The organism is Nocardia sp. NPDC050630 (genome assembly GCF_044457245.1).
Lineage (GTDB): Bacteria > Actinomycetota > Actinomycetes > Mycobacteriales > Mycobacteriaceae > Nocardia.
This window is the reverse complement of record NZ_JBITGN010000014.1, coordinates 142577-163671: the sequence shown is the minus strand read 5'-3', so window position 1 is coordinate 163671 and position 21095 is coordinate 142577. Positions and strand designations below refer to the sequence as shown.

The 21095-nt window shown below is 65.7% G+C and carries 21 protein-coding genes; 9 read left to right on the top strand and 12 right to left on the bottom strand.

The window, feature by feature from the left end:
• Positions 1–66: 66 nt before the first annotated feature.
• The 6 genes from argF to ACIBG0_RS29825 form a co-directional block, all read right to left on the bottom strand.
• The gene (gene argF, locus ACIBG0_RS29850) at positions 67–1059 is read right to left on the bottom strand and encodes an ornithine carbamoyltransferase (RefSeq protein ID WP_397036873.1); all 993 of its coding nucleotides are present in this window, start codon (positions 1057–1059) and stop codon (positions 67–69) included.
• Positions 1056–2270, bottom strand: coding sequence for an acetylornithine transaminase (locus tag ACIBG0_RS29845; RefSeq protein WP_397036871.1), 1215 nt, complete (start codon positions 2268–2270; stop codon positions 1056–1058). Before ACIBG0_RS29845 ends, argF begins: the two co-directional genes overlap by 4 nt.
• Entirely contained in the window at positions 2267–3202 is a 936-nt protein-coding gene (gene argB, locus ACIBG0_RS29840) for an acetylglutamate kinase (protein ID WP_397036869.1), read from the bottom strand. The genes ACIBG0_RS29845 and argB overlap by 4 nt, the downstream gene beginning before the upstream one ends.
• Complete coding sequence (gene argJ / locus ACIBG0_RS29835) at positions 3199–4416, bottom strand: bifunctional glutamate N-acetyltransferase/amino-acid acetyltransferase ArgJ (protein ID WP_397036867.1); 1218 nt, start codon at positions 4414–4416, stop codon at positions 3199–3201. The genes argB and argJ overlap by 4 nt, the downstream gene beginning before the upstream one ends.
• Positions 4413–5471: an N-acetyl-gamma-glutamyl-phosphate reductase gene (argC, locus tag ACIBG0_RS29830; protein WP_397036865.1), complete on the bottom strand. Its 1059-nt coding sequence runs from the start codon at positions 5469–5471 to the stop codon at positions 4413–4415. The genes argJ and argC overlap by 4 nt, the downstream gene beginning before the upstream one ends.
• 271 nt (positions 5472–5742) lie before the next feature.
• Positions 5743–6450, bottom strand: coding sequence for an ArsR/SmtB family transcription factor (locus ACIBG0_RS29825; protein WP_397036864.1), 708 nt, complete (start codon positions 6448–6450; stop codon positions 5743–5745).
• Between the two features lie 141 nt (positions 6451–6591).
• Between ACIBG0_RS29825 and ACIBG0_RS29820 the strand changes: the two genes are divergently transcribed.
• The 4 genes from ACIBG0_RS29820 to ACIBG0_RS29805 are packed head-to-tail and all read left to right on the top strand — an operon-like array spanning position 6592 to position 9779.
• Positions 6592–7161, top strand: a complete 570-nt coding sequence (locus ACIBG0_RS29820) for a dihydrofolate reductase family protein (RefSeq protein WP_397036861.1) — start codon at positions 6592–6594, stop codon at positions 7159–7161.
• Between the two features lie 9 nt (positions 7162–7170).
• Positions 7171–7512, top strand: a complete 342-nt coding sequence (locus ACIBG0_RS29815) for a YciI family protein (protein ID WP_397036859.1) — start codon at positions 7171–7173, stop codon at positions 7510–7512.
• A 1-nt stretch (position 7513) separates the two neighbouring features.
• Positions 7514–8734 carry an RNA polymerase sigma factor gene (locus tag ACIBG0_RS29810; RefSeq protein ID WP_397036857.1) on the top strand — a complete coding sequence of 407 codons (1221 nt, stop codon included), beginning with the start codon at positions 7514–7516 and terminating at the stop codon, positions 8732–8734.
• 40 nt (positions 8735–8774) lie between these two features.
• Positions 8775–9779, top strand: coding sequence for an NAD-dependent epimerase/dehydratase family protein (locus ACIBG0_RS29805; RefSeq protein ID WP_397036856.1), 1005 nt, complete (start codon positions 8775–8777; stop codon positions 9777–9779).
• Positions 9780–9837: 58 nt separating this feature from the next.
• On the opposite strand, the gene ACIBG0_RS29800 is transcribed toward ACIBG0_RS29805, so the two are convergent.
• Positions 9838–10329 (bottom strand): pyridoxamine 5'-phosphate oxidase family protein, encoded by a 492-nt coding sequence (locus ACIBG0_RS29800; protein WP_397036854.1) that lies wholly within the window; start codon positions 10327–10329, stop codon positions 9838–9840.
• 62 nt (positions 10330–10391) lie between these two features.
• Here ACIBG0_RS29800 and ACIBG0_RS29795 point away from each other — a divergent pair, with 62 nt between their 5' ends.
• Entirely contained in the window at positions 10392–11372 is a 981-nt protein-coding gene (locus ACIBG0_RS29795; RefSeq protein ID WP_397036853.1) for a helix-turn-helix transcriptional regulator, read from the top strand.
• 58 nt (positions 11373–11430) lie between these two features.
• On the opposite strand, the gene ACIBG0_RS29790 is transcribed toward ACIBG0_RS29795, so the two are convergent.
• On the bottom strand, positions 11431–12588 hold the full coding sequence (locus ACIBG0_RS29790; RefSeq protein ID WP_397036851.1) for an epoxide hydrolase family protein: 1158 nt from the start codon (positions 12586–12588) through the stop codon (positions 11431–11433).
• Between the two features lie 63 nt (positions 12589–12651).
• Here ACIBG0_RS29790 and ACIBG0_RS29785 point away from each other — a divergent pair, with 63 nt between their 5' ends.
• Positions 12652–13668: a helix-turn-helix transcriptional regulator gene (locus ACIBG0_RS29785; protein ID WP_397036953.1), complete on the top strand. Its 1017-nt coding sequence runs from the start codon at positions 12652–12654 to the stop codon at positions 13666–13668.
• Here the strand turns inward: ACIBG0_RS29785 and ACIBG0_RS29780 are convergent.
• Genes ACIBG0_RS29780 through ACIBG0_RS29765 form a run of 4 tightly spaced genes read right to left on the bottom strand, consistent with a single transcriptional unit; the run spans position 13661 to position 18650 of the window.
• Positions 13661–15112: a GntP family permease gene (locus ACIBG0_RS29780; RefSeq protein WP_397036849.1), complete on the bottom strand. Its 1452-nt coding sequence runs from the start codon at positions 15110–15112 to the stop codon at positions 13661–13663. The genes ACIBG0_RS29785 and ACIBG0_RS29780 overlap by 8 nt on opposite strands.
• A gap of 11 nt (positions 15113–15123) precedes the next feature.
• Entirely contained in the window at positions 15124–15723 is a 600-nt protein-coding gene (locus tag ACIBG0_RS29775) for a bifunctional 4-hydroxy-2-oxoglutarate aldolase/2-dehydro-3-deoxy-phosphogluconate aldolase (RefSeq protein WP_397036951.1), read from the bottom strand.
• Between the two features lie 23 nt (positions 15724–15746).
• Positions 15747–17357 carry an amidohydrolase family protein gene (locus ACIBG0_RS29770; protein ID WP_397036848.1) on the bottom strand — a complete coding sequence of 537 codons (1611 nt, stop codon included), beginning with the start codon at positions 17355–17357 and terminating at the stop codon, positions 15747–15749.
• A 9-nt stretch (positions 17358–17366) separates the two neighbouring features.
• Positions 17367–18650, bottom strand: coding sequence for an amino acid deaminase (locus tag ACIBG0_RS29765; protein WP_397036846.1), 1284 nt, complete (start codon positions 18648–18650; stop codon positions 17367–17369).
• Positions 18651–18792: 142 nt separating this feature from the next.
• On the opposite strand from ACIBG0_RS29765, the gene ACIBG0_RS29760 reads away from it, so the two are divergent.
• The 3 genes from ACIBG0_RS29760 (at position 18793) to ACIBG0_RS29750 (ending at position 21084) form a co-directional block, all read left to right on the top strand.
• Positions 18793–19836: a sugar kinase gene (locus tag ACIBG0_RS29760; protein WP_397036844.1), complete on the top strand. Its 1044-nt coding sequence runs from the start codon at positions 18793–18795 to the stop codon at positions 19834–19836.
• Between the two features lie 79 nt (positions 19837–19915).
• Positions 19916–20686, top strand: a complete 771-nt coding sequence (locus ACIBG0_RS29755) for an IclR family transcriptional regulator (protein WP_397036842.1) — start codon at positions 19916–19918, stop codon at positions 20684–20686.
• The gene (locus tag ACIBG0_RS29750) at positions 20683–21084 is read left to right on the top strand and encodes a RidA family protein (RefSeq protein WP_397036841.1); all 402 of its coding nucleotides are present in this window, start codon (positions 20683–20685) and stop codon (positions 21082–21084) included. The genes ACIBG0_RS29755 and ACIBG0_RS29750 overlap by 4 nt, the downstream gene beginning before the upstream one ends.
• Positions 21085–21095 lie beyond the last annotated feature (11 nt).

The window sequence follows — 21095 nt, the reverse complement described above, 5'->3', positions numbered from 1 at the left end:
GGCCACGCCGAGCCACCGCGTCGGTACGCATCGCCGCCGCGGCACCGGATCGCTCGCCGCACTCACTCACTGCGCTTCACCTCGCTTGGCCAGCAACCACACCAGCAACGCCTTCTGCGCGTGCAGCCGATTCTCCGCCTCGTCCCACACCACACTATGCGGACCGTCGAGCACCTCGTCGGTGATCTCCTCCCCGCGGTGCGCCGGAAGACAGTGCAGCACAACCGCATCCGGCTGCGCCTTGGCAAGCAGATCGTCGTTGAGCTGGAACGGACGGAACGGGCCGACGCGGTCGAGGCCGTCGTTCTCCTGCCCCATGGAAGTCCAGGTATCTGTCACCAGAGCATCGGCACCAGCCGCGGCGGCAACCGGATCGCCGGTGAGGGTGATGGTCGCTCCGGTCTCGGCGGCTCGCTTGCGCGCGGCCTCCAGAATCCACGGCAGGGGCTCGAAACCCGTTGGCGCGGCAATGGTTACGTTCAGGCCGGCGGTCACACCACCGAGCAGCAGCGAGTGCGACATATTGTTCGCACCGTCACCGAAGTAGGTGAGGTTGCGCCCGACCAGGCTGCCCTTGCGCTCGACCAGCGTCTGCAGATCGGCGAGAACCTGGCACGGGTGGAACTCATCGGACAAGGCATTGATGACCGGAACCGTTGCGGTAGCCGCCATTTCGTCCAGACGCAGCTGTTCGAAGGTGCGCCACACGATCGCATCGACATAGCGCGAAAGCACCTTGCCGGTATCCCCGAGCGTCTCCTCGCGTCCGAGCTGGGTGTCGCGACCATCGACCACCACCGCATGCCCGCCGAGCTGAGCGATACCCATTTCGAAGGAGAATCGCGTACGGGTGGAGTTCTTCTCGAAGATCACGCCCACCCCGCGCGGGCCGTCCAACGGCCGGTGCGCGAACGGATTCTTCTTCAATTCCGCTGCGAGCGCGAGGATTTCGGCCTGCTCGGCAGGCGTGACATCATCATCGCGCAGAAAATGCCGGATCGGCACGCTCGTCTCCCGGCCGCCACCGCTCATCGAATCGCTCCGCGATGCCGTACTCATTTGCCCCCCTTGGCGTCCGCGATCGCACCGTCCAGAATCTCGGGCAGATCGTCGACGAAATTGTCGGACTGGGTCTCGGTGAGCACCAGCGGCGGCGCGAGCCTGATGATATTGGGCTTGGGCGCATTCACCAGATAGCCCGCTTCGCGCGCCCGGTTCTCGACATCGGCCGAGATATCGTCGGTCAGCACGATACCGAGCAGCAGACCCGCACCGCGCACGTGATCGATGAGCGGGTGCTCGAGCAGCTCGATGCCATCGCTGAGCCGCTTGCCGACGGATTCGACATGGGCGAGCAGATCGGTCTCATCGATGGTCCGCAGTACCGCCAAAGCCGCTGCGGCACATACCGCGTTGCCGCCGAAGGTAGTGCCGTGCAGACCCGGCGTCAGCAGATCGGCGGCCGGTCCGGTGGCCAGCACCGCACCGATCGGCAGCCCGCCGCCGAGCCCCTTGGCCAGGGTGATCACATCCGGCACGATGCCGAATGCCTGATGCGCGTAGAACTTTCCGCAGCGGCCGATACCGGTCTGCACCTCGTCGAGCACCAGCAGCGCACCATGACGCGCGGTGATCTCCCGTGCCTTGACCAGATAGTCGATGGGCGGCACGACAACACCGCTTTCCCCCATGATCGGTTCGAGGAATACCGCCGCGGTGTCCTCGTCGACGACCGCCTCTAGCGCCGCCACATCGCCATAGGGCACATGGACGACACCGGCGGGCATCGGCTCGAACGGCGTCCGCTTGGACGGCTGCCCGGTGAGCGCGAGCGCGCCCATGGTCCGGCCGTGGAAGGCCTCATCGGTCGCGATGATCTTGGGCCGGCCGGTCAGCCGCGCCATTTTGAACGCCGCCTCATTGGCCTCGGTGCCGGAGTTGCAGAAGAAGGCGCGACCGTGGCCGTCCCCGAATTCACCGTCACCGAAGTGCGCGAGCAACCGTTCGGCCAGTTCGATGACCGGTTCGTTGGCGTAGATATTCGAGGTGTGGCCCAGCGTGCCGAGCTGCTGGGTTACGGCTTCCAGAATCGCCGGATGTGCGTGGCCGAGGCTGTTGACCGCGATACCGCCGAGAAAGTCGACGTAGCGTTTGCCGTCCGCGTCGTAGACCACCGCACCCGCACCGCGCACCAGCGCGACCTTGGGGGTGCCGTAGTTCTTCATCAACGCGGCGGACCACCGCTGTTGCAGCTCTGCTGTGTCACTCATATTTTCGTTCCGTTCAGTGTGTCCGCCGCGCTCGTCGGCAGCGGGGCGGGCGTCACCATCGTTCCGATTCCTTCTCCGGTGAACAGTTCCAACAGCACCGAATGCGGGACCCGACCGTCGATGACATGCGCGGTCGGCACCCCGCCCTGCACGGCGCGCAGGCAGGCTTCCATCTTGGGCACCATGCCCGCATCCAGTCGCGGGAGCAACTCGGCCAGTTCGGCCGCGTCGATGTGCGAGGTGAGCGACGAGCGGTCCGGCCAGTTGGTGTACAGGCCCTCGACGTCGGTCAGGATCACCAGCTTTTCCGCGCCGATCCCCTCGGCGAGTGCGGCCGCGGCGGTATCGGCGTTGATGTTGTGCACCACGCCGTCGACGTCCGGGGCGATGGTGGAGACAACCGGAATGCGTCCCGCGGCGATCAGGTCGAGCACCGCGTCGGCATTGACCTCGGTGACATCGCCGACCAGCCCGATATCGGTCGCCTCGCCGTCGACATCGACGGTGCGGCGGGTCGCGGTGAACAGGCGCGCGTCTTCACCGGAGAGGCCGACCGCGTACGGGCCGTGCGCATTGATCAGCCCGACCAGTTCCCGGCCGACCTGACCGAACAGCACCATCCGCACCACGTCCATTACCTCGGGTGTGGTGACGCGGAAGCCGCCGCGGAATTCGCCTTGTAGCCCAAGCTTTTTCAGCATCGCGCTGATCTGCGGTCCGCCGCCGTGCACCACCACCGGTTGCACGCCGACGGTGCGCAGGAACGCCATATCGGCGGCGAAGGCCTGTTTCAGGTCCGCATCGATCATCGCATTGCCGCCGTATTTGACGACTACGATTTTATCGCGGAACTTCTGCAGCCACGGCAAAGCGTCGGCGAGGACGTGCGCCTTGTCCAACGCCGAAAGTTCCTGCACCGCATCGCTCGTCATGAGCTGTAGGCCGAATTCTCTTCGACATAGCCGTGCGACAGGTCGGTGGTACGCACGGTGGCGGTGCCATCGCCGACATTCAGTTCGATCCGCACCTCGATATCGGCGCCGGACAGGTCGACCTCACGCGCCCCCGGCGCGCCGACACTGTCCACGCAGACCGGATTTCCATTGAACGACACCGAGATCCGGTTGGGATCCAGGGTGATCGGGGCGATGCCGACGGCGGCGAGCACCCGGCCCCAGTTCGGGTCGGAACCGAAGAGCGCGGTCTTGACCAGACTGTCGCGGGCGACGGCGCGCGCCGCGATCAGCGCCTCGTCCTCGGAGACCGCACCGGCGACGGTGATCCGCACCCGCTTGGTCACCCCCTCGGCGTCGGCCATCAATTGGGCGGCCAGATCGTCGCAGACCGCGAGCACCGCGGCATCGAGGTCCTGCTGTGACGGCGTGACTTCGCTCGCCGCATTGGCGAGCAGCAGCACGGTGTCATTGGTGGAGCAGGAGCCGTCGATATCGAGCCGGTCGAAGGTGAGCCGAGTCGCTTTGCGCAGCGCGCTATCCAGCTGTTCGGCACTCGCGGCGGCATCGGTGGTGAGCACCACCAGCATGGTCGCCAGCGATGGTGCGAGCATGCCAGCCCCCTTGGCCATGCCGCCGACATTCCACTTGTCGCGGTGATGGAAGGCGGCTTCCTTGGGCACGGTGTCGGTGGTCATGATCGCGTGTGCCGCATCGAGTCCACCGGATAGCCCGCCGCCCATTTCGTGCACGATCTCGGTGACGGCCGGGATCACCTTATCCATCGGCAGCCGGTCGCCGATCAGACCCGTTGAACACACCGCGATTTCGCCCGCCCCGGTTTCGGTGCCCCAATTACTCAGCGCCTTGGCCAATTCCTCGGCGGTCTGGTGGGTGTCCTGGAATCCGCCCGGACCGGTACAGGCATTGGCCCCACCGGAATTCAGGATCACCGCGCGCAACCGGCCGCCGGTGAGCACCTGCTGCGACCACAGCACCGGTGCGGCCTTCACCTGGTTGCGGGTGAATACGCCCGCGGCCGCGTATTCCGGCCCCTCGTTGAATACCAGTGCGAGATCGGGTTTTCCGCTGGACTTGATGCCCGCGGCGATGCCCGCCGCCCGGAAGCCGAGCGGTGCGGTCACGCCCTGGCTCCGGACCAGCTTGCCTGCCGGAGTTTCGATAGTCGTCACGGTGCCACTCCTACGGTGGAAAGTCCTGCGGTCTCGTCGAATCCGACGGCCAGATTCATGGATTGGACCGCGGCGCCCGCGGTGCCCTTGGTCAGATTGTCGATCGCGCCGATCACCACGAGCAATCCGGCGTCGGTATCGACCGCGACCTGGAGGGTGACGACATTGGAACCGAGCACTGAACCCGTCTGCGGCAGTGTGCCTTCCGGCAGCAGCTGCACGAATGGTTCATCGTCGTAAGCCTTTTCATAGACCGCGCGAGCCTGTTCGGCATCGACTCGGGTCACCGCCGTGCAGGTCGCGAGGATGCCGCGCGGCATCGGCGCCAGCACCGGGGTGAACGATACGGCGACCTCGCTACCACCGGCGGCCCGCAGGTTCTGCGCGATCTCCGGGGTGTGCCGGTGCGCGCCCGCGATGCCGTAGGCCCGCACCGAACCCATCACCTCGGACCCCAGCAGGCCGATATCGAGTTTGCGGCCCGCACCCGAAGTGCCGCTCACCGCGACAACATTCACCTTCGGTTCGATGATTTCGGCCGCGATCGCCGGTGCCAGCGCGAGGCTGGCGACCGTGGGATAGCAACCGGGAACGGCGATCCGGTGCGCGCCGCGCAGCCGCTCGCGCCCGCCCGGCAGTTCCGGTAGGCCGTAGGGCCAGCTGCCCGCGTGGGTGGTGCCGTAGTACTTCTCCCAGGCCGCCGCGTCGGTCAGCCGGAAGTCGGCGCCGCAGTCGATGATCACGGTCGACTCCGGCAACTGCTCCGCGATAGCGGCGGACTGCCCGTGCGGCAGGCCGAGGAAGACGATGTCGTGGCCGGCCAGCTCGTCGAACGTGGTGGGCGCGAGCACGCGATCGGCCAGCGGCAGCAGATGCGGCTGCAGCTCCCCCAGCGTGCTGCCCGCATTCGAACCAGCGGTCAGCGCGCCGATGACCAGGCGCCCATCGCGGTAGGCCGGATGACCGAGCAATAGACGCAGCACCTCACCGCCGGCGTATCCACTGGCACCGGCCACAGCAACCCGCAACACTGGGTTACTCGACGAATCAACCATGTGATGATTATGCACGATTATGCAAGCCCATTCATGAATGGGGTCCTACATCGCTGGCCCCGCCCGGTCACCAGGTTCATTTACCGCCTGAGCGGTGATACCCGGCAAGGACCGAGTTCAATCGGGTCGATGAGACTTGGCAACCGCCACGCGCCGTGGTGGGGACCCGACTGCCCATCGGACCGGTGCTCACCGCGACCTCGGCGGCCCCCGACGATCGTCCGGTCGCAGCGTACAACCCGAATTGGCCCCGAGGCCGAGGGCGAGGTGTTCAGGCAACCGTTGCGGGATCGATGCCGAGTGCCTCCTGCAGGCCCGTTTCGCCCTTCGGAGTGAGGCGGACAGCGCGACCGGAGCCGACGCGCCGCATCCAATCCAGAGCCCGCAACCGGCGGCACAACTGTGCTCCGGCAGCACCGCCGAGGTGGGTGCGGCGTTCGGTCCAGTCGAGGCAGGGGCGGGCGATCGGGCGGCGAGTCCGCAGCGTGTTCGCGTCGATGCCCATCGGGCCCGTCAGCCATGCCAGACCCGGCTCGGTGAGGGCGAAGCCGCTGTCGTCATGGAGTAGTTCGCGTTCGGTCATGGCGGCGGTGATCGCGACGCCGAGTCGGCCCGCGAGGTGGTCGTAGCAGGTCCGGCCCCGAGCCAGCGCCGCCGCCGCGGTGGACGCGCGCAGCGTCGTTGGTTCCGGGCGAACCGGTTCCAGGTGGGCGACCATGGTCTCCAGTAGCTCGGCGACCTGCGGGCTCGCCAACTGCACATAACGATGCCTGCCTTGACGGCGTTCGATGAGCAGACCGCCATCGAACAGCCGGTTCAGGTGCTCGGTCGCGGTGGATGGGGCCACACCGGCATGGCGGGCCAGCTCACCCGCCGTCCACGCGCGACCATCGACCAGGGCCAGGCACATATCGGCGCGGGTTCGGTCGGCCAGCAGGGTGGCCAGTCCGGCCAGTTCGGCTCCTCGGGTTTGCACCACACCATGATCGTGCCGGGTTATTTCGGCGGGCGCCGAAATAACCGAGCCGAAGAAATTTCGGTCCGTGATGTCGATTCGCCGGATGGCCGTTCGTGTAGGTGGTGAAGCCGGTAGCCGACCGGCCCACAGAAAGGACTCCCCATGAGCAAGATCATCGCGGTTGAGCACCTGACCCTGGACGGCGTCATGCAGTCCCCCGGCCGGGCCGATGAGGACAACAGGGACGGTTTCCGCCACGGCGGCTGGGCGCATCGCCATGACGATGCCGTGCAGGCCAGGGTGATGGCCGAACATATGGCGACCCACCACGGTGCCCTGCTGCTCGGACGACGGACCTACGAGGACTTCTACGGCTTCTGGCCGCATCAAACCGACAATCCGTACACCGAGGTGCTGAACAAGACCGAGAAGTTCGTCGCGTCCCGGACCTGGACCGCACCGCTGCCGTGGCAGAACTCCACGCTGCTCGATGGCGACGTTGTCGCCGCGGTAGGCGAACTGCGTCAGGATCTCGTGGTGCTCGGCAGCGGCGATCTGCTGCAAACGTTGATGCGCAATGATCTGGTCGACGAGTATCTATTGCTGATCCATCCGATCGTGGTCGGTGGCGGGCGGCGACTGTTCGCGGGCGCGGACCTCGGCGAACTGCGACTCGCCGATAGCGTCACCACCCCCACCGGCGTGGTGATCGCCACCTACCAGCGGGGATGAGGAGGAGTCGTGAAGCAGTATCTGCTCAGCATCTATCAACCCGCCGACACGCCGCCGCCGGACAATCTCGACGAGATCATGCGCGATCTGAACGCGCTGAACGACGAGATCCGTGCCGCGGGCGCTTGGGTTTTCGCCGCGGGCCTGCATGCGCCGAGCACCGCCACCGTGCTGCACGCCAAGGGCAACGATGTGCTCGTCACCGACGGGCCGTATGTCGAAAGTAAGGAGCACATAGGCGGATTCACCGTCATTCAGGCGGCCGATCTGGACGAGGCGCTCGACTGGGGCAAGCGGATGGCCGCCGTGCTCACGCTGCCGATCGAGGTCCGGCCGGTGGCCGATCACTGAGATGGTCACCGATGCCGCGATCGCGGCCGTATTCAGCGCACATTACGGCCGCGCGGTCGCCAGCCTGATCCGCGTCTTCGGCGATATCACCATTGCCGAGGACGCGGTGCAGGATGCGTTCACCGCCGCCGTACAACGCTGGCCGACCGACGGGCTCCCGCCGAGCCCGCCCGGCTGGATCATCACCACCGCGCGCAACCGAGCCATCGATCGCCTGCGACGCGAGGCATCTCGCGACGACCGCCATGCCGAGGCCGCACTCCTACACGCAGACAACGAAACCGACGATATGAGCGCCGTCCAGGACGACCGCCTCCGACTGATCTTCACCTGCTGTCATCCGGCACTATCACTGAATGCCCGAGTGGCACTTACCTTGCGACTCCTCGGCGGTCTCACCACACCCGAAATCGCCCATGCCTTCCTGACTTCCGAATCGACCATGGCGCAACGACTCGTCCGCGCCAAAGGCAAGATCCGCGATGCGCGCATCCCGTACCGAATCCCCAGCGACGCCGACCTGCCCGCCCGCTTGCACGCCGTCCTGGCCGTCATCTACCTCATCTTCACCGAGGGCCACACCGCCACCTCCGGCGATCGGCTGATTCGGACCGATCTGTGTGCCGAAGCAATCCGGTTGGGGCGCTTACTCGTCGAGTTGATGCCCGACGAACCCGAGGCACACGGACTGCTCGCACTGATGCTGCTCACCGAATCGCGCCGAGCCGCCCGCACCACGCCGGACGGGTCGCTCGTGCCGCTGCCCGAGCAAGACCGTCACCGTTGGGACCACGCCCTCATCGCCGAGGGCCATGCCATCGTCCGAGAATGTTTGCGCCGCAACCAGCCAGGGCCCTACCAGATCCAAGCCGCAATCAACGCCGTACACGCCGACGCCCCCGAGTCGGAATCCACAGATTGGCAACAGATCCTGCAACTCTACGACCAATTGGCCTCCATAGCACCGAGTCCGATGGTGGCACTGAACCGCGCGGTGGCAGTCGGCGAGGTAGAAGGTCCTGCTGCGGCACTCACACTGCTCTCCGAAATCGACCTACCGAATCACCACCTGTACCACGCGATCCGCGCCGACCTCCTACGCCGACTCGGCCGCACAGCAGAGGCTCTTTGCGCCTACGATGCCGCCATCACCCATACGGACAACACCGCCGAACAGATCTTTCTGCGGCGGCGCAGGGACGATCTCGCCTCAGCCAATTGATGGCCGGATTCACATCCGACAGGTGCACTAGGCTCGCTTGGTGCCTCATGCACTGATCGTGGGCGGGTCCGGTGTGATCGGACGCGCAATCGCACTGCGCTTGGCGGCTGCCGGCTGGCAGGTGCGAGTGACCGGGCGCAGCCGCCTGCCCGCCGAACTTCACACGGCCGGTGTACGTTTCGTCGCCGCAGACCGAGCGGACTTACGTCGGGAGTTGGCCGCCGGTGCGGATCTCCTCGTCGACTGTGTCTGCTATACCGCCGACCACGCTCGAGCACTGGTGGAGCTAGCCGCGGAAGCAGGTTCGACAGTACTGCTGTCCAGCAAAGCGGTTTATGTCGATGCCGCTGGCAACCACTCGAATTCGGATATCGAGCCTCGATTCGATGGCCCGATACCCGAATCCGCAGCGACAATGTCACCCAGCAATATCGACTACAACTCGCGCGCTGGATATGGCGCGAGCAAGGTTGCCGCAGAACAGGTCTCGCTCGACAGCGGCCACACGATCACCGTGTTGAGACCTTCGCGAGTCCACGGTGTCGGCAACCGTCGCCCACGCGAATGGGTCTTCGTGAAACGAATCCTCGACCGCCGCCGATCGGTACTGCTGCGCCGCCGAGGCAGTGGCATCGTCCACACCACTGCCGCGGCCAACCTCGCGGCGTTGGTCGAGACCGTTGCTCACAACCCCGGCACTCGAATCCTCAATATCGCAGATCCGGATACCCCCAGCGCGCTCGAAATTTCCCGCACAGTGGCCCGCCACCTCGAGCACGACTGGACCGAGGTTCTGCTGGATGACCAACCATTGGGCCGCACACCATGGGACGCTGCTCATCCCGTCATCCTCGACACCTCGGCAGCCATGGCCCTCGGCTATCAACCGGTCGGCGACTACGCGACAACGGTTGCCGCACAACTCGACTGGCTGATGTCTGCGGCCCGATCAGGCGATGCCTCGGCAATACTCCCCGCCGACGACGATCCATACTTCCGCCAGTTCTTCGACTATCCAGCAGAAGACGAGTTCCTGCGGAGATAGCCATCGCTCGCACCGCGGTGGCGTGGCCCAAGTACAGCGACTCGAATACCGACCACGATCAGTGCTTGCGCACTACGCGCTCGCCTTGGCCCGGCTTCCAGATGGTGATGTCCAGGTGATCGTCGGTGACCTCGACGGTGGAGGCGCCGGTCAGGTCCGCGGTGTAGAAGTGGTCGAACTCCTGGTCACGGATGTCGAATCCGGTTTCGTCGAACAGTTGTCGGGCGAAGCGCGCGTGCACGTCCTTGTCCGGGAGGTCGATGGCGGTGCCGAAGAGCTTCGCGTCACCGTCGCCGACTTGGGTGTCGACGGTTGCGGTGTGCAGGCAGAAGCGCGGGTCGCGGGCGAGGTCCTTGAATTTGGTGGTGTTCGGCATGCCTGCGATCACCAGCATCCCTTCGAAAATTCGCGGTTCGATGGGGCTGATGCGTGGGAAACCGTCGGAGCGCAGGGTCGCGAGCATACAGAGGTTGCCGGTGGCCTGGTGCCGCCGAGTGAACACAGTGGCGATGTGTGGGGCTTCTTCGATGAACTGGCTCCATGTGGTCATGCGGTCGACGGTACGAGCAAAACTTGACATCTTCTGTCAAGTTTTACGGCTAATCTCGAATCATGCGAGCGAGTCGACTGGTGCAGCTGTTATTGCTGCTCCAGACACGCGGCCGGACTACGGGACCGGAGCTGGCGCGCGAGTTGGAAGTGTCGGTGCGCACCGTGTATCGCGATATCGAGGCGCTGTCGGCGGCAGGCGTACCGATCTACAGCGAACCGGGCCGGACCGGCGGTGTGCGGCTGGTCGACGGGTACCGCACTCGTTTGACCGGTCTGACCACCGAGGAAGCCGATGCGGTACTGCTCGCCGGACAACCCGCGGCCGCCGCCGATCTCGGCCTCGGCACGGTGCTGGCGACCGCGCAGCTCAAGGTGCTCGCCGCCCTGCCACCCGAATTGCGCGGCCGGGCAACACGAATCGCGGAACGCGTCCATGTGGACGCACCCGGCTGGTTCCGCCGGCCCGACGAAACACCAACGCTGGCAACGGTTGCCGATGCGGTGTGGCACGACAGGCGACTGGATATCCGTTATCAGCGCAAGGATCGCACCGTCGAACGCCGCCTGGATCCGCTCGGACTCGTATTGAAGGCCGGAACTTGGTATCTCGTCGCACGTGACGGATCGGCCATCCGCTCCTATCGCGTCAGCCGGATCGCCTCGGCCGCACCGTCTGGCGAATCCTTCACGCGGCCAATGGATTTCAACCTCGCCGAGCATTGGTCGGAATCCGCCGATGATTTCGCCCGATCAATGCTGCGAGTGCGGGCTCGCTGCCGGGTCGCAGCCGCCCAATTGCCGATACTCCGATTGATGATCGAACCCGCCGCGGTCGCGGAGGCAATGGCATCGACCTCCGAACCGGACGCCGACGGCTGGGTCGAAGTAATCATTCCATCGGAGTCCTACGAGGTTCTAGCGGGTGCGATCCTGCCGCTCGGCCAATTCTGCGAGGTCCTGGACCCGCCCGAATTCCGCGACCGGGTCGCGGCGACAGCCTTCGCGATGGCCGAGCGCTACCGAGGCCCGCGCGCTCCCTGAGCCCACACCCATTTGCGCGCGGCGCAGTGTCTGCGCTGCCGCCACAACGGTGGGCCCCTCAGCGCAGCGAGCGGAAGAACGCGCGCACGTCGCTGGTGAGCAGATCCGGTGCCTCCATTGCCGCGAAGTGCCCGCCCCGATCGTATTCGGTCCATCGCACGATGTTGTGCTGCCGCTCGGCGAGCACTCGGATGGAGTTGTCACCGGCGAATACCGCTGCGGCGGTCGGCACACCGGAATTCCGCGCGGGCATCCCCCACGAATCCCCCTCCCCGTAGAGCCGAATCGAGGAGACGAAGGTTCTGGTGAACCAATAGAGGCTGACATTGGTCAGCAGCGCATCGCGATCCACCGCTTCATCGGGCAATTCGAGCGCGGGATTGGTCCAGCGCTGAAACAGATCCACGATCCAGGCCAGCAATCCAGCGGGCGAATCGTGCATGCCGATGGCCAGGGTTTGCGGACGCCCCGCCTGCACCATCGCATAGCCGTACCGGGTGTAGCTCGCGCTCCCGGTGAGTTTGTCCAGCTTCGCCCGATCCTCTGCGCTGTAGTCCGGCTCCGTTCCGTCCGCACTCCAGGAGGGCAGCGTGATCGGCCCGTTGACATGGATGCCGACCATATGGTCGGTGGCGATCCGCCCCAATTCGGTCGAGACGAAGAAGCCCGCGTCGCCGCCCTGCGCTCCATACCGGTCGTAGCCGAGCCGGGCCATCAACTTCGCCACCACCTGCGCGAACTGCTCTGTCGAACCGTCCCCGACCTTCGGCCCCGGCTCCGAGAAGGCGAATCCGGGCAACGATGGGATGACCAGATGGAACGCATCGGCCGGATTACCGCCGTACGCTCGCGGATCGCTCAACGGTCCGATCACATCGAGGAATTCGATGAAGGAGCCGGGCCAGCCGTGGCTCAATACCAACGGCACGGCATCGGGTTCGGGTGAACGGACGTGCAGAAAATGCATCTGCTGCCCGTCGATATCGGTGACGAACTGCGGCAGCTGGTTCAGTCGCGCTTCCACTGCGCGCCAGTCGTATTCGGAGCGCCAGTATTCGGCGAGGTCCTTCATATACGAGATCGATGCGCCCTTATCCCAACCGCCGCCCGGGATTTCATCCGGCCACAAGGTATTCGCCAGCCTGGCGTGCAGATCATCGATCCGGTCCTGCGGGATCTCGATGCGGAAGGCGCGGATGTCCTGTTCGGTGCTCATGAAAACAACGCTATGCCGCCCTTAGGACAGGATCGTTCCTAAGCATCTGACATGCTGGATGTCGTGTTGGAGACTTCGGCGCGCCTGCTCAAATTGCTCGCCCTGCTGCAGACCCACCGCGACTGGACCGGGGCCGAACTCGCCGAACGACTCGGTGTCACCGGCCGCACGGTCCGCCGCGATGTGGATCGGCTGCGTGAACTCGGCTACCCGGTGCATGCCACACAGGGCACCGCGGGCTATCGGCTCGGCGCTGGGGCCGCGCTGCCGCCGCTGCTGCTCGATGACGAGGAGGCCGTCGCGGTGGCGGTCGGCCTGCGCAGCGCCTCCGGCGGCACCGTCGCCGGTATCGGGGAGGCATCGCTGCGCGCGCTCACCAAACTCGAGCAGGTGCTCCCGCCGCGATTGCGCCACCGGGTCCGCACGCTGCGCGGCGCGACGGTCCGGGTCGGGACACCGGATGCGACAGTCGAACCGGACGCCTTGATGGCCGTCGCGGAGGCCTGTCAACGGCACGAGCGCCTCCGCTTCGACTATCGCGCGCACAGCGGCGCAACCACCCGGCGCACGGTGGAGCCGCACAGCCTGGTGCACTTCAGCAGGCGCTGGTACCTCGTTGCCTGGGATGTCGATCGCGATGACTGGCGCACCTTCCGCGCCGATCGCATCTCGCCACGAACACCCACCGGCCCGCGTTTCACTCCGCGTGAGCTCCCGGAAGGCGATGTCGCGGACCACCTTTCGTTACGGCTATCCGCCCGGGCATGGCCGCATCAAGCAATCGCCTTGCTGCACAAGTCCGCCGAGGACGCGGCGGCGTATGTCTGGCCCGGAATGGGCGTCATCGAAGCCGTCGACGACCACAGCTGTCAACTGCACGTCGGCGCGGATACGCCGGAGGCACTGGTCTGGATGATCACCTCGGTAGATATCGACTTCACACTGCTCAGCGGACCACCCGAACTCGTCGCCGCCCTTCGAGCCCAAGCCGACCGCTGCGCCGCCGCCTTGCACAACTTCGCAGTGAACAGCCCGGCACCGGGATCCGATCCGATGCCGGGCGGCCCCGGCCTCAGCTGACAATCGCGAACAACACCGCCGCAACCGCGAAACTCACCACCGACAGCACGGTTTCGAGCACCGTCCACGTCTGCAGTGTCTGCTTCACTGTCAGGTTGAAGTACTTCGAAATGATCCAGAAGCCACCGTCGTTCACGTGGCTGAGGATGATCGAACCGGCCGCGATGGCCATGGCGATGAGTGCGATGGCCATCTGCGAGTAGCCGTGCCCGATGACGAGCGGCGCGACAATGCCGCCGGTGGTCACGATGGCGACGGTCGCGGAGCCCTGGGCGATACGCAGACCGCAGCTGATGATGTACGCCAGCACGATCACCGGCAGCCCGGCGGCCGACATGGTGTCCGCGAGTGCGGTGCCGATCCCGGTGGCGGAGATGACCTTTCCGAAGAACGCACCCGCACCGACCACCAGCAAAAGCATGCCGACCGGCTTCAGCGATTCCGCGGTGAGGGTACTCAGTTCTTGCACGCTGGACCCGCGCCGCACACCGAGCAGATAGAAGGCGACGAGCACCGCGATCAGCAGCGCGACCGCCGGTGTGCCGAGGAAGGTGAGCACCTGCAGCAGTTTCGAATCCTTGTCCAGCCATTGGCTGCCGAAGGTCGCACCGAGAATGAGTACCAGTGGAATGGCGATAATTCCGCCGATGAGGCCGACTGCGGGCGGGCGTGTCTCGGTGCGTACCGACTCCGGATCCGTTGCCGTGCCCGGACCTTCACGCTTGGCCGCAGGCTCGGCCTCGGGCCGCACCAGGAATTCGGCGGGCACCTCGACCTGCACCCGCTTACCGATGTAGGTGCCCCATACAATGCCCGCGGCAATGAAACCCGGTATGCCGCAGATGAATCCCATGATGATCAGCCACCCCAGGCTCACACCGAGCAGACCACCGAGCGCGACGGGCCCCGGATGCGGCGGCAGGAAAGCATGGGTCATGGACAGACCCGCCAACATCGGCATGGCATACAGCACCAGCGATCGGCCACCGCGCTTGGCGGCCACATAGATCAGCGGTGCGAGCACGAAGATACCGATATCGAAGAAGACCGGGATGCCGAAGATGAGTCCCAGCAGCCCCATCGCGACCGGTGCGCCCTTCTCACCGAAGATGCCGAGCAGCTTGCCGGTCAAAACGTCCGCGCCACCGGAACGTTCGAGGATCGCCCCGAGCACCGTACCGAGACCGATGATGACGGCGATATGCCCGAGAATGCCGCCGAAACCGGTCTCCAGCAGCGAATCACCGGACTTGATCGCCGTACCGACGATCTTCGACACCGGTAGTCCGGCGACCAGCGCCAGCCCGAGTCCGGTGAGCAGCAGCGCGATGAACGGCTCCAGCTTGACCTTGATAATGGCGAACAGCAGTACGGCGATCGCGAGTCCGCACAACACCAACAATCCGGGTGTGGTGGTGCGCAGCCAGTCGACAGTGGCGCCCATATGGGTACCTCTCAATTCATGGATCGAACGAATGACGCCGCGCGCGAGGCGATTTCGGACCATCGGCCCGCGGCGACGTCGGATGGGGCCACGACATCGGTACCCGCGGTCACGGCCACGGCTCCGTTGGCGAGGAATTCGGCGGCATTGCCCGCATTGACGCCCCCGGAAGGTATGAGCGCCACATCGGGGAAGGGACCGCGCAGGTCTTTCAAATAGCCGGGACCGAGCGCCCGGGCGGGGAAGATCTTCACCGCGGCGGCGCCGAGGTCTAGTGCGGTGAGTACCTCGGTGGGTGTGAAAGCGCCCATGACGACCGGGATGTCGCGCTCGACCGCGACGGCCGCGACCTCCGCGCGCACACCGGGCGTGACGAGAAACCGTGCGCCATTATCGATCGCGGCCTCGGCCTGATCGGCATGCAGTACGGTTCCGATACCGACGATCGCATCGAGAGCCGTCGTGGCGATACGCAGGTAATCGAGCACGCCCGGCGTTGTGAAGGTGAGCTCCAACGTCCGAATCCCGGAGCGCGCCAACGCATTCGCCAGTGCCAGCGGATCCGGAATCTCCGGCGCACGCACCACACTCAGCACGCGGTCGGCGCGCATGATCTCCAGGGCGCTCGTGGCGTTCAATATGTCTCCTTCCGCACGGCATCCATGCGCAGCGCACGCCCGGCGAGCTTGCCGGTAGGCGCGCCGTCTTCGATGGCGAACTCGCCGTTGACCAGCACATGCTGAATTCCGCGCGCTTGCTGCTTCGGATTGTCGAAGGTCGCGGTGTCGGTGATCGTCGATGGGTCGAACAACACGAGATCTGCCGCGTACCCGGTGAATACGTGTCCGCGGTCGCTCAACCGCAGCCGCTCGGCGGGCCGACCGGCGAGGTGGTGCACACACTCCTCGAGTCCGAGCACGCCGAGTTCGCGGACGTAATGGCCCAGATAGCGCGGGAAGGTGCCCCAGGCGCGCGGATGCGGCCGCTCGCCGACGAGTAGTGCGTCGCTGCCGCCCATATGCACCGGATGCACCATGATCGCGCGCACATTCTCCTCGTGCCCGACGTGCTGCAGGATGGTCGTGGCCAATTGGTCTCGACTCAGCAGGTCGAAGAACACCGCGACCGGTTCGCGATCGGTATCGGCCGCGATTTCCGCGACGCTCTTGCCGACGTACTCCCCCAGCTCGGCATTCGCGACACCGCTGATCTGAATGGTCTCCCACTCGACCGTCACGCCGTGACAGCCGTCGGAGCCATTCACATTCACGTCCAACGTGATGCGCGCACGCATCTCGGGATCGTCGATACGGGCCAACGCCGCGTCCGGACCACCTGACATCGCCCAACTCGGCAGCAGCGCCGACAATGTCGTGGAGCCAGGCAGATACGGATATGTATCCAGGGTGATATCGCACCCCTCGGCCCTGGCCGCATCGATCAAAGCCAGGAATTCCGGTGCGCGCCCGCGGTTCACGCCGAAGTTCATCGTCGCGTGGGTCAGATGCAGTGCGCAGCCGGTGCTGCGCGCCAATCCGATCATCTCGGCGTACGCCGCCAACGCGCCTTTGCCGTACGAGCGCGTATGCGGCGCATAGAACCCGCCGTATTCGGCGACGATCTCGCACAGTGCCGCCAATTCGCCGGTGTCCGCATACATTCCGGGCGTGTAGGTGAGCCCGCTCGACATACCGACCGCGCCCTCACGCAGCCCCTGCGCGAGCAAGTCCCGCATTCGCCGGATTTCGGCCACCGTGGCAGGCCGCTGTTCGCTACCGACAACCAGTAGCCGCAGCGTGCCTTGCGGTACGAGATAGGCGGCGTTCGGCGTTATGCCCTGATCGAGCCGGTCCAGGTACTGCGCAACTGTGCGCCAGGAGAAGTCCAGATCGCTGGGATTGCCATTCCACCCGGCGATCTGACGCCGCAACACCGCCAGGGCGACGTCATCGATCGGGGCATACGAGAGCCCATCCTGGCCGATGACCTCGGTCGTGACGCCCTGGCTGATCTTCGGAAAATGGCCGGGGTCGGTGAGCAGATGCAGATCGGAATGCGCGTGCATATCGATGAAGCCCGGGGCGAGCACCGAATCAGGTGCATCGATGAACCTGGCCGCCTCGGTGATCGTTCGCGGGTCGGCGATCGTGCTGATCCGTCCCCGTTCGATGCCGACATCGGCGCGGAAGCGTGGCGCACCCGTACCGTCGATGACGTCGATATCGCGAAACACTAAGTCCGTCATGACCGCTCGTCAGAAGAAGGTGTGCACGAGGTCGACGACGCGCGGACGTTCCGCATCGGCATTATCGATCACCGGGATCAGCCGCCACTTGTCGAATGCCGTGCACGGATGCGACAGGCCGAGCCGCACCACACTGCCCACCGGCAGGTCACCGGCCGCACCGCCCGGCAGCCGCAGGAACGTATGCTGGTCATTGAGCGCACTCACATATGCCGCCGGATTCAACGAATCTTCCGGTCCCGCAATGAATTGCGGGACCGGAAGCCCCTCATCGAATGGCAGATCGCGCTTACCGGCATCCAGCAGCGCGAGTTCCGCCTCGGGCCGCGATACGGTCCGCGCCCACCCGTGCATCGCCGAGCGCAGCGGTCGTTCGCTGCGCGGCGCGGCCAGCGGCGAGATGCCCGCGTAGAAGCCGTCGTCGTGAATGATGTAGGCACCGGAGCGCAATACCACTGTGGTCGTGACGTCTTGCTCTTCGGCGAGTCCGGCCAGACATTCGACGACCAGATCCGGGAAGGCGCTGCCGCCCGCGGTGACGATCGCATCCTCCGGATAGCTTCCCGCCGCGGCGAGTTCGCGGTGGAGACGGGCGATGTCATCCAGATAGCGCCGCACGGTGCTGATCCCGTCCGGGGTGCGGTCGTGGGCGAGCGCACCTTCGTACCCGCCGACTCCGGCCAGGCTCAGCCGATCAGCTCGGCCGACCGCCTCGGCGATGGCATGCGCCTGCTCAACCGTGCGCGCCCCCGTACGTCCTTGCGGCCCACCGAGTTCGACAATCACCCGGATGCGCGCATCACCGGTCAGCTGCCGCTCCATCAGCTCGACGGTCTCGACACTGTCGACCCAGCAGTAGAATTCGAACTCCGGGTCCCGCGCCGATTCCGCGGCGACCCAGCGCAATCCGACCGGATCGACCAGCGAGTTGGCCAGCACGATCCGGCCGACCCCGAACGATCGGGCCACCTGCACCTGCCACACGGTGGCGAAGGTGATCCCCCAGCTCCCGGCCGCCAATTGCTGCGCCCACAGTTGCGGGGCCATGGTGGTCTTCCCATGCGGAGCCAAGCGCACACCCGCGGCCACCGCCCAATCCGCCATTACCGCGACATTCGCCGCGACAGCCGCCTGGTCGACCGTCAATACCGGCGTTTCGAACTCGTCGAGGTATGGCGCGGTGTCCAGGAAGTCGCGAACCGTACGGCCCCATGCGGCGGGCGGCAGACCCTTGTGCTCGGGCCCGAGCATCCGATCCGCCAGTGCGGCAACGGCTTTCTCATCGATCGCCATGTCGCTCCTTCCCGCGGAATCATGTCCGCCGTACCATGCCGCCCATGCATTGCGTAATTTGCAACGCTGGTTGCACATCGCGTTTCGTGTGGTTATTCTGCACTGGATGGCCGGTGGCCGCAAGGGCCGAAGGGAGATCGATGTGACGTGGCCTACTAGGTCGCCCCGCCCCCGGGCGGTAACCATCGGCGAGGGGCTCGCGGTACTGGTCGCGCTTCCCGGTCCACTGGAGGACTCGGCGAACTTCGAGCGAACCGCGGGCGGTGCCGAGGCGAATGTGGCCACCGTACTCACTCAGCTCGATGTGGATGCCGCGTGGATTTCCCGAGTCGGCGATGACGGATTCGGCCGCTATCTGACCGGACATCTCGCGGCGCGCGGCGTGGATGTGTCGGCCGTTGTCATCGACCCCGCACGCCCCACCGCCATCTATGTGAAGGAGCGCGGCAGCGGCTCGGGCAAAGCCAACGATCTGGCCGACGGGGCCAGCCGCATGCTGTACTACCGCACCGGTTCCGCCGCCAGCGCACTGTCCAGCGCCGATCTGACGGCCGCCGACGGACTACTCGGGCGCTGCGACCTCGTGCACTTCACCGGCATCACCACCGCGCTCTCGGAATCCGCGACCCGGCTCACCGAAACCCTTGTCGCGCTTCCCCGCCGGGGTAAGTTGGTCAGCTTCGATCTGAATTACCGTCCGGCACTCTGGGCGGGCCGTCTCGAGCAGGCGGCCGAGGTGCTGGCTCGCCACGTGCGTGGCTGCGATGTGGTGTTCCTCGGCGCCGATGAGGCGGATGCGGTCTTCGGCACCGCCGATGCCGACCGGTTGCGCGCACTGTTCCCGGAGCCGCAGCATCTGGTGGTCAAGAACAACGAGCATTCGGTCACCGGATTCGCCGGAACCGAGCGCGTCGAAGTTCCTGCGCTGGAACTCGCGATCACCGAGCGGATCGGTGCCGGTGATGCCTTCGCGGGCGGGTACCTGGCCGCCCTGCTGCACCGACGTCCTTTGCAGCAGCGCCTGCGTTTCGGGCATTTATGCGCCGCCGCCGCACTGACCGGCACCGGTGATGTCGCGGAACTGCCTTCCCCCGGTGCACTGGAAGCGTTGGCGGCATTGGACGAGTCGGCTTGGCGGCGTGTGCATTACGGCAGGGATGTCGTAGCAGAGAATGTGGCGTCATGAGCGAGCGAACAATGGGCACGGCCGAGCGAGTCGAAGACACAGTCTCCATGACGGTGCCGAGCGCCAACGAGGCGCAGTCATGAGTCAGAGTTTGTTGCGTGCGTTGACCATCCTGCTCTCGCTCGGGGAGGATGCCCGTTCGCTCGATCAGCTTGCCGCTGAACTGGGCGTGCACAAGTCGACTGTGCTGCGGCTGCTGCAGACCATGGAATCACAGCGCTTCGTCACCCATGACAGCCAGCACCAATACGTCCTCGGCTCGCGGCTTTTCGAACTCGCCAACCGCGCGCTGGAACAGCGTGACGTCCGCACCCTCGCCCGCCCGCATCTGAGCGCGTTGAATTCCGCTACCGGGCAGACGATTCACCTGGCCACCTATGAATCCGGTGACGCGATCTATATCGACAAATTCGACGCGATCCAGAGCGTGCGAATGTATTCCCGCATCGGCCGCCCTGCGCCCCTGCACTGCACGGCGGTCGGGAAGGTACTCGTCGCCGCGCAGCCGCGCACCGAATGGCCGACGATCGCCGAACGCATCGACTACCGCGAATTCACCGACCGCACCATCCGCACCCCGGAGCGCTATCTGGCGGAACTGGAACTTGTTGCGGCACAGGGCTATGCCGAAGACCACGAAGAGCACGAGAGCTTCGTGAACTGCATCGGCGTTCCGGTGCGCAATGGCACCGGGACGGTGGTCGCGGCGGTCTCGATGTCGGTGCCGGACATGCTGCTCAACCACGATCAGGTTTTGGCGGAGCTGCCGCGGGTCCGCGCGGCCGCCGATGCCATCTCCGCCGAACTCGGCTGGACTGCCGGCCGTATCGCGACGAAAGGCGAGTCATGAGTGAGAAGATTGCCGTCCGCACCACCGATGCGCCCGCACCCGCGCACACCTTCTCCCAGGGCGTGCGCAAAGGCCCGTTCGTGCAGGTCTCGGGTCAGGGCCCAGTGGACCCCGCGACCAACGAATACCTCTTCCCCGGAGACGTTGCCGCCCAGACCATTCGGACCCTGCGGAATGTCAAGGCGATCGTGGAGGCAAGCGGCGCCACCTTCGACGACGTGGTGATGCTGCGCGTCTACCTGACCAAGCGCGAGGACTTCGCCATCATGAACGACGCCTACGGCGAATTCGTCACCGCCAACACCACCAGCACCACATTACCAACCCGCACAACAGTATTCACCGGCCTCCCCCGCGAGGAAATGCTGGTAGAGATCGACGCCCTAGCTATCCTCTAACCGCCGCCCCC

Excerpts from the sequence above, each read along its gene's own strand:
- argF (WP_397036873.1), bottom strand. The coding sequence starts at position 1,059 with ATGAGTACGGCATCGCGGAGCGATTCGATGAGCGGTGGCGGCCGGGAG.
- ACIBG0_RS29845 (WP_397036871.1), bottom strand. The coding sequence starts at position 2,270 with ATGAGTGACACAGCAGAGCTGCAACAGCGGTGGTCCGCCGCGTTGATG.
- argB (WP_397036869.1), bottom strand. The coding sequence starts at position 3,202 with ATGACGAGCGATGCGGTGCAGGAACTTTCGGCGTTGGACAAGGCGCAC.
- argC (WP_397036865.1), bottom strand. The coding sequence starts at position 5,471 with ATGGTTGATTCGTCGAGTAACCCAGTGTTGCGGGTTGCTGTGGCCGGT.
- ACIBG0_RS29820 (WP_397036861.1), top strand. The coding sequence starts at position 6,592 with ATGAGCAAGATCATCGCGGTTGAGCACCTGACCCTGGACGGCGTCATG.
- ACIBG0_RS29810 (WP_397036857.1), top strand. The coding sequence starts at position 7,514 with ATGGTCACCGATGCCGCGATCGCGGCCGTATTCAGCGCACATTACGGC.
- ACIBG0_RS29800 (WP_397036854.1), bottom strand. The coding sequence starts at position 10,329 with ATGACCACATGGAGCCAGTTCATCGAAGAAGCCCCACACATCGCCACT.
- ACIBG0_RS29795 (WP_397036853.1), top strand. The coding sequence starts at position 10,392 with ATGCGAGCGAGTCGACTGGTGCAGCTGTTATTGCTGCTCCAGACACGC.
- ACIBG0_RS29790 (WP_397036851.1), bottom strand. The coding sequence starts at position 12,588 with ATGAGCACCGAACAGGACATCCGCGCCTTCCGCATCGAGATCCCGCAG.
- ACIBG0_RS29780 (WP_397036849.1), bottom strand. The coding sequence starts at position 15,112 with ATGGGCGCCACTGTCGACTGGCTGCGCACCACCACACCCGGATTGTTG.
- ACIBG0_RS29775 (WP_397036951.1), bottom strand. The coding sequence starts at position 15,723 with ATGCGCGCCGACCGCGTGCTGAGTGTGGTGCGTGCGCCGGAGATTCCG.
- ACIBG0_RS29770 (WP_397036848.1), bottom strand. The coding sequence starts at position 17,357 with ATGACGGACTTAGTGTTTCGCGATATCGACGTCATCGACGGTACGGGT.
- ACIBG0_RS29765 (WP_397036846.1), bottom strand. The coding sequence starts at position 18,650 with ATGGCGATCGATGAGAAAGCCGTTGCCGCACTGGCGGATCGGATGCTC.
- ACIBG0_RS29755 (WP_397036842.1), top strand. The coding sequence starts at position 19,916 with ATGAGTCAGAGTTTGTTGCGTGCGTTGACCATCCTGCTCTCGCTCGGG.
- ACIBG0_RS29750 (WP_397036841.1), top strand. The coding sequence starts at position 20,683 with ATGAGTGAGAAGATTGCCGTCCGCACCACCGATGCGCCCGCACCCGCG.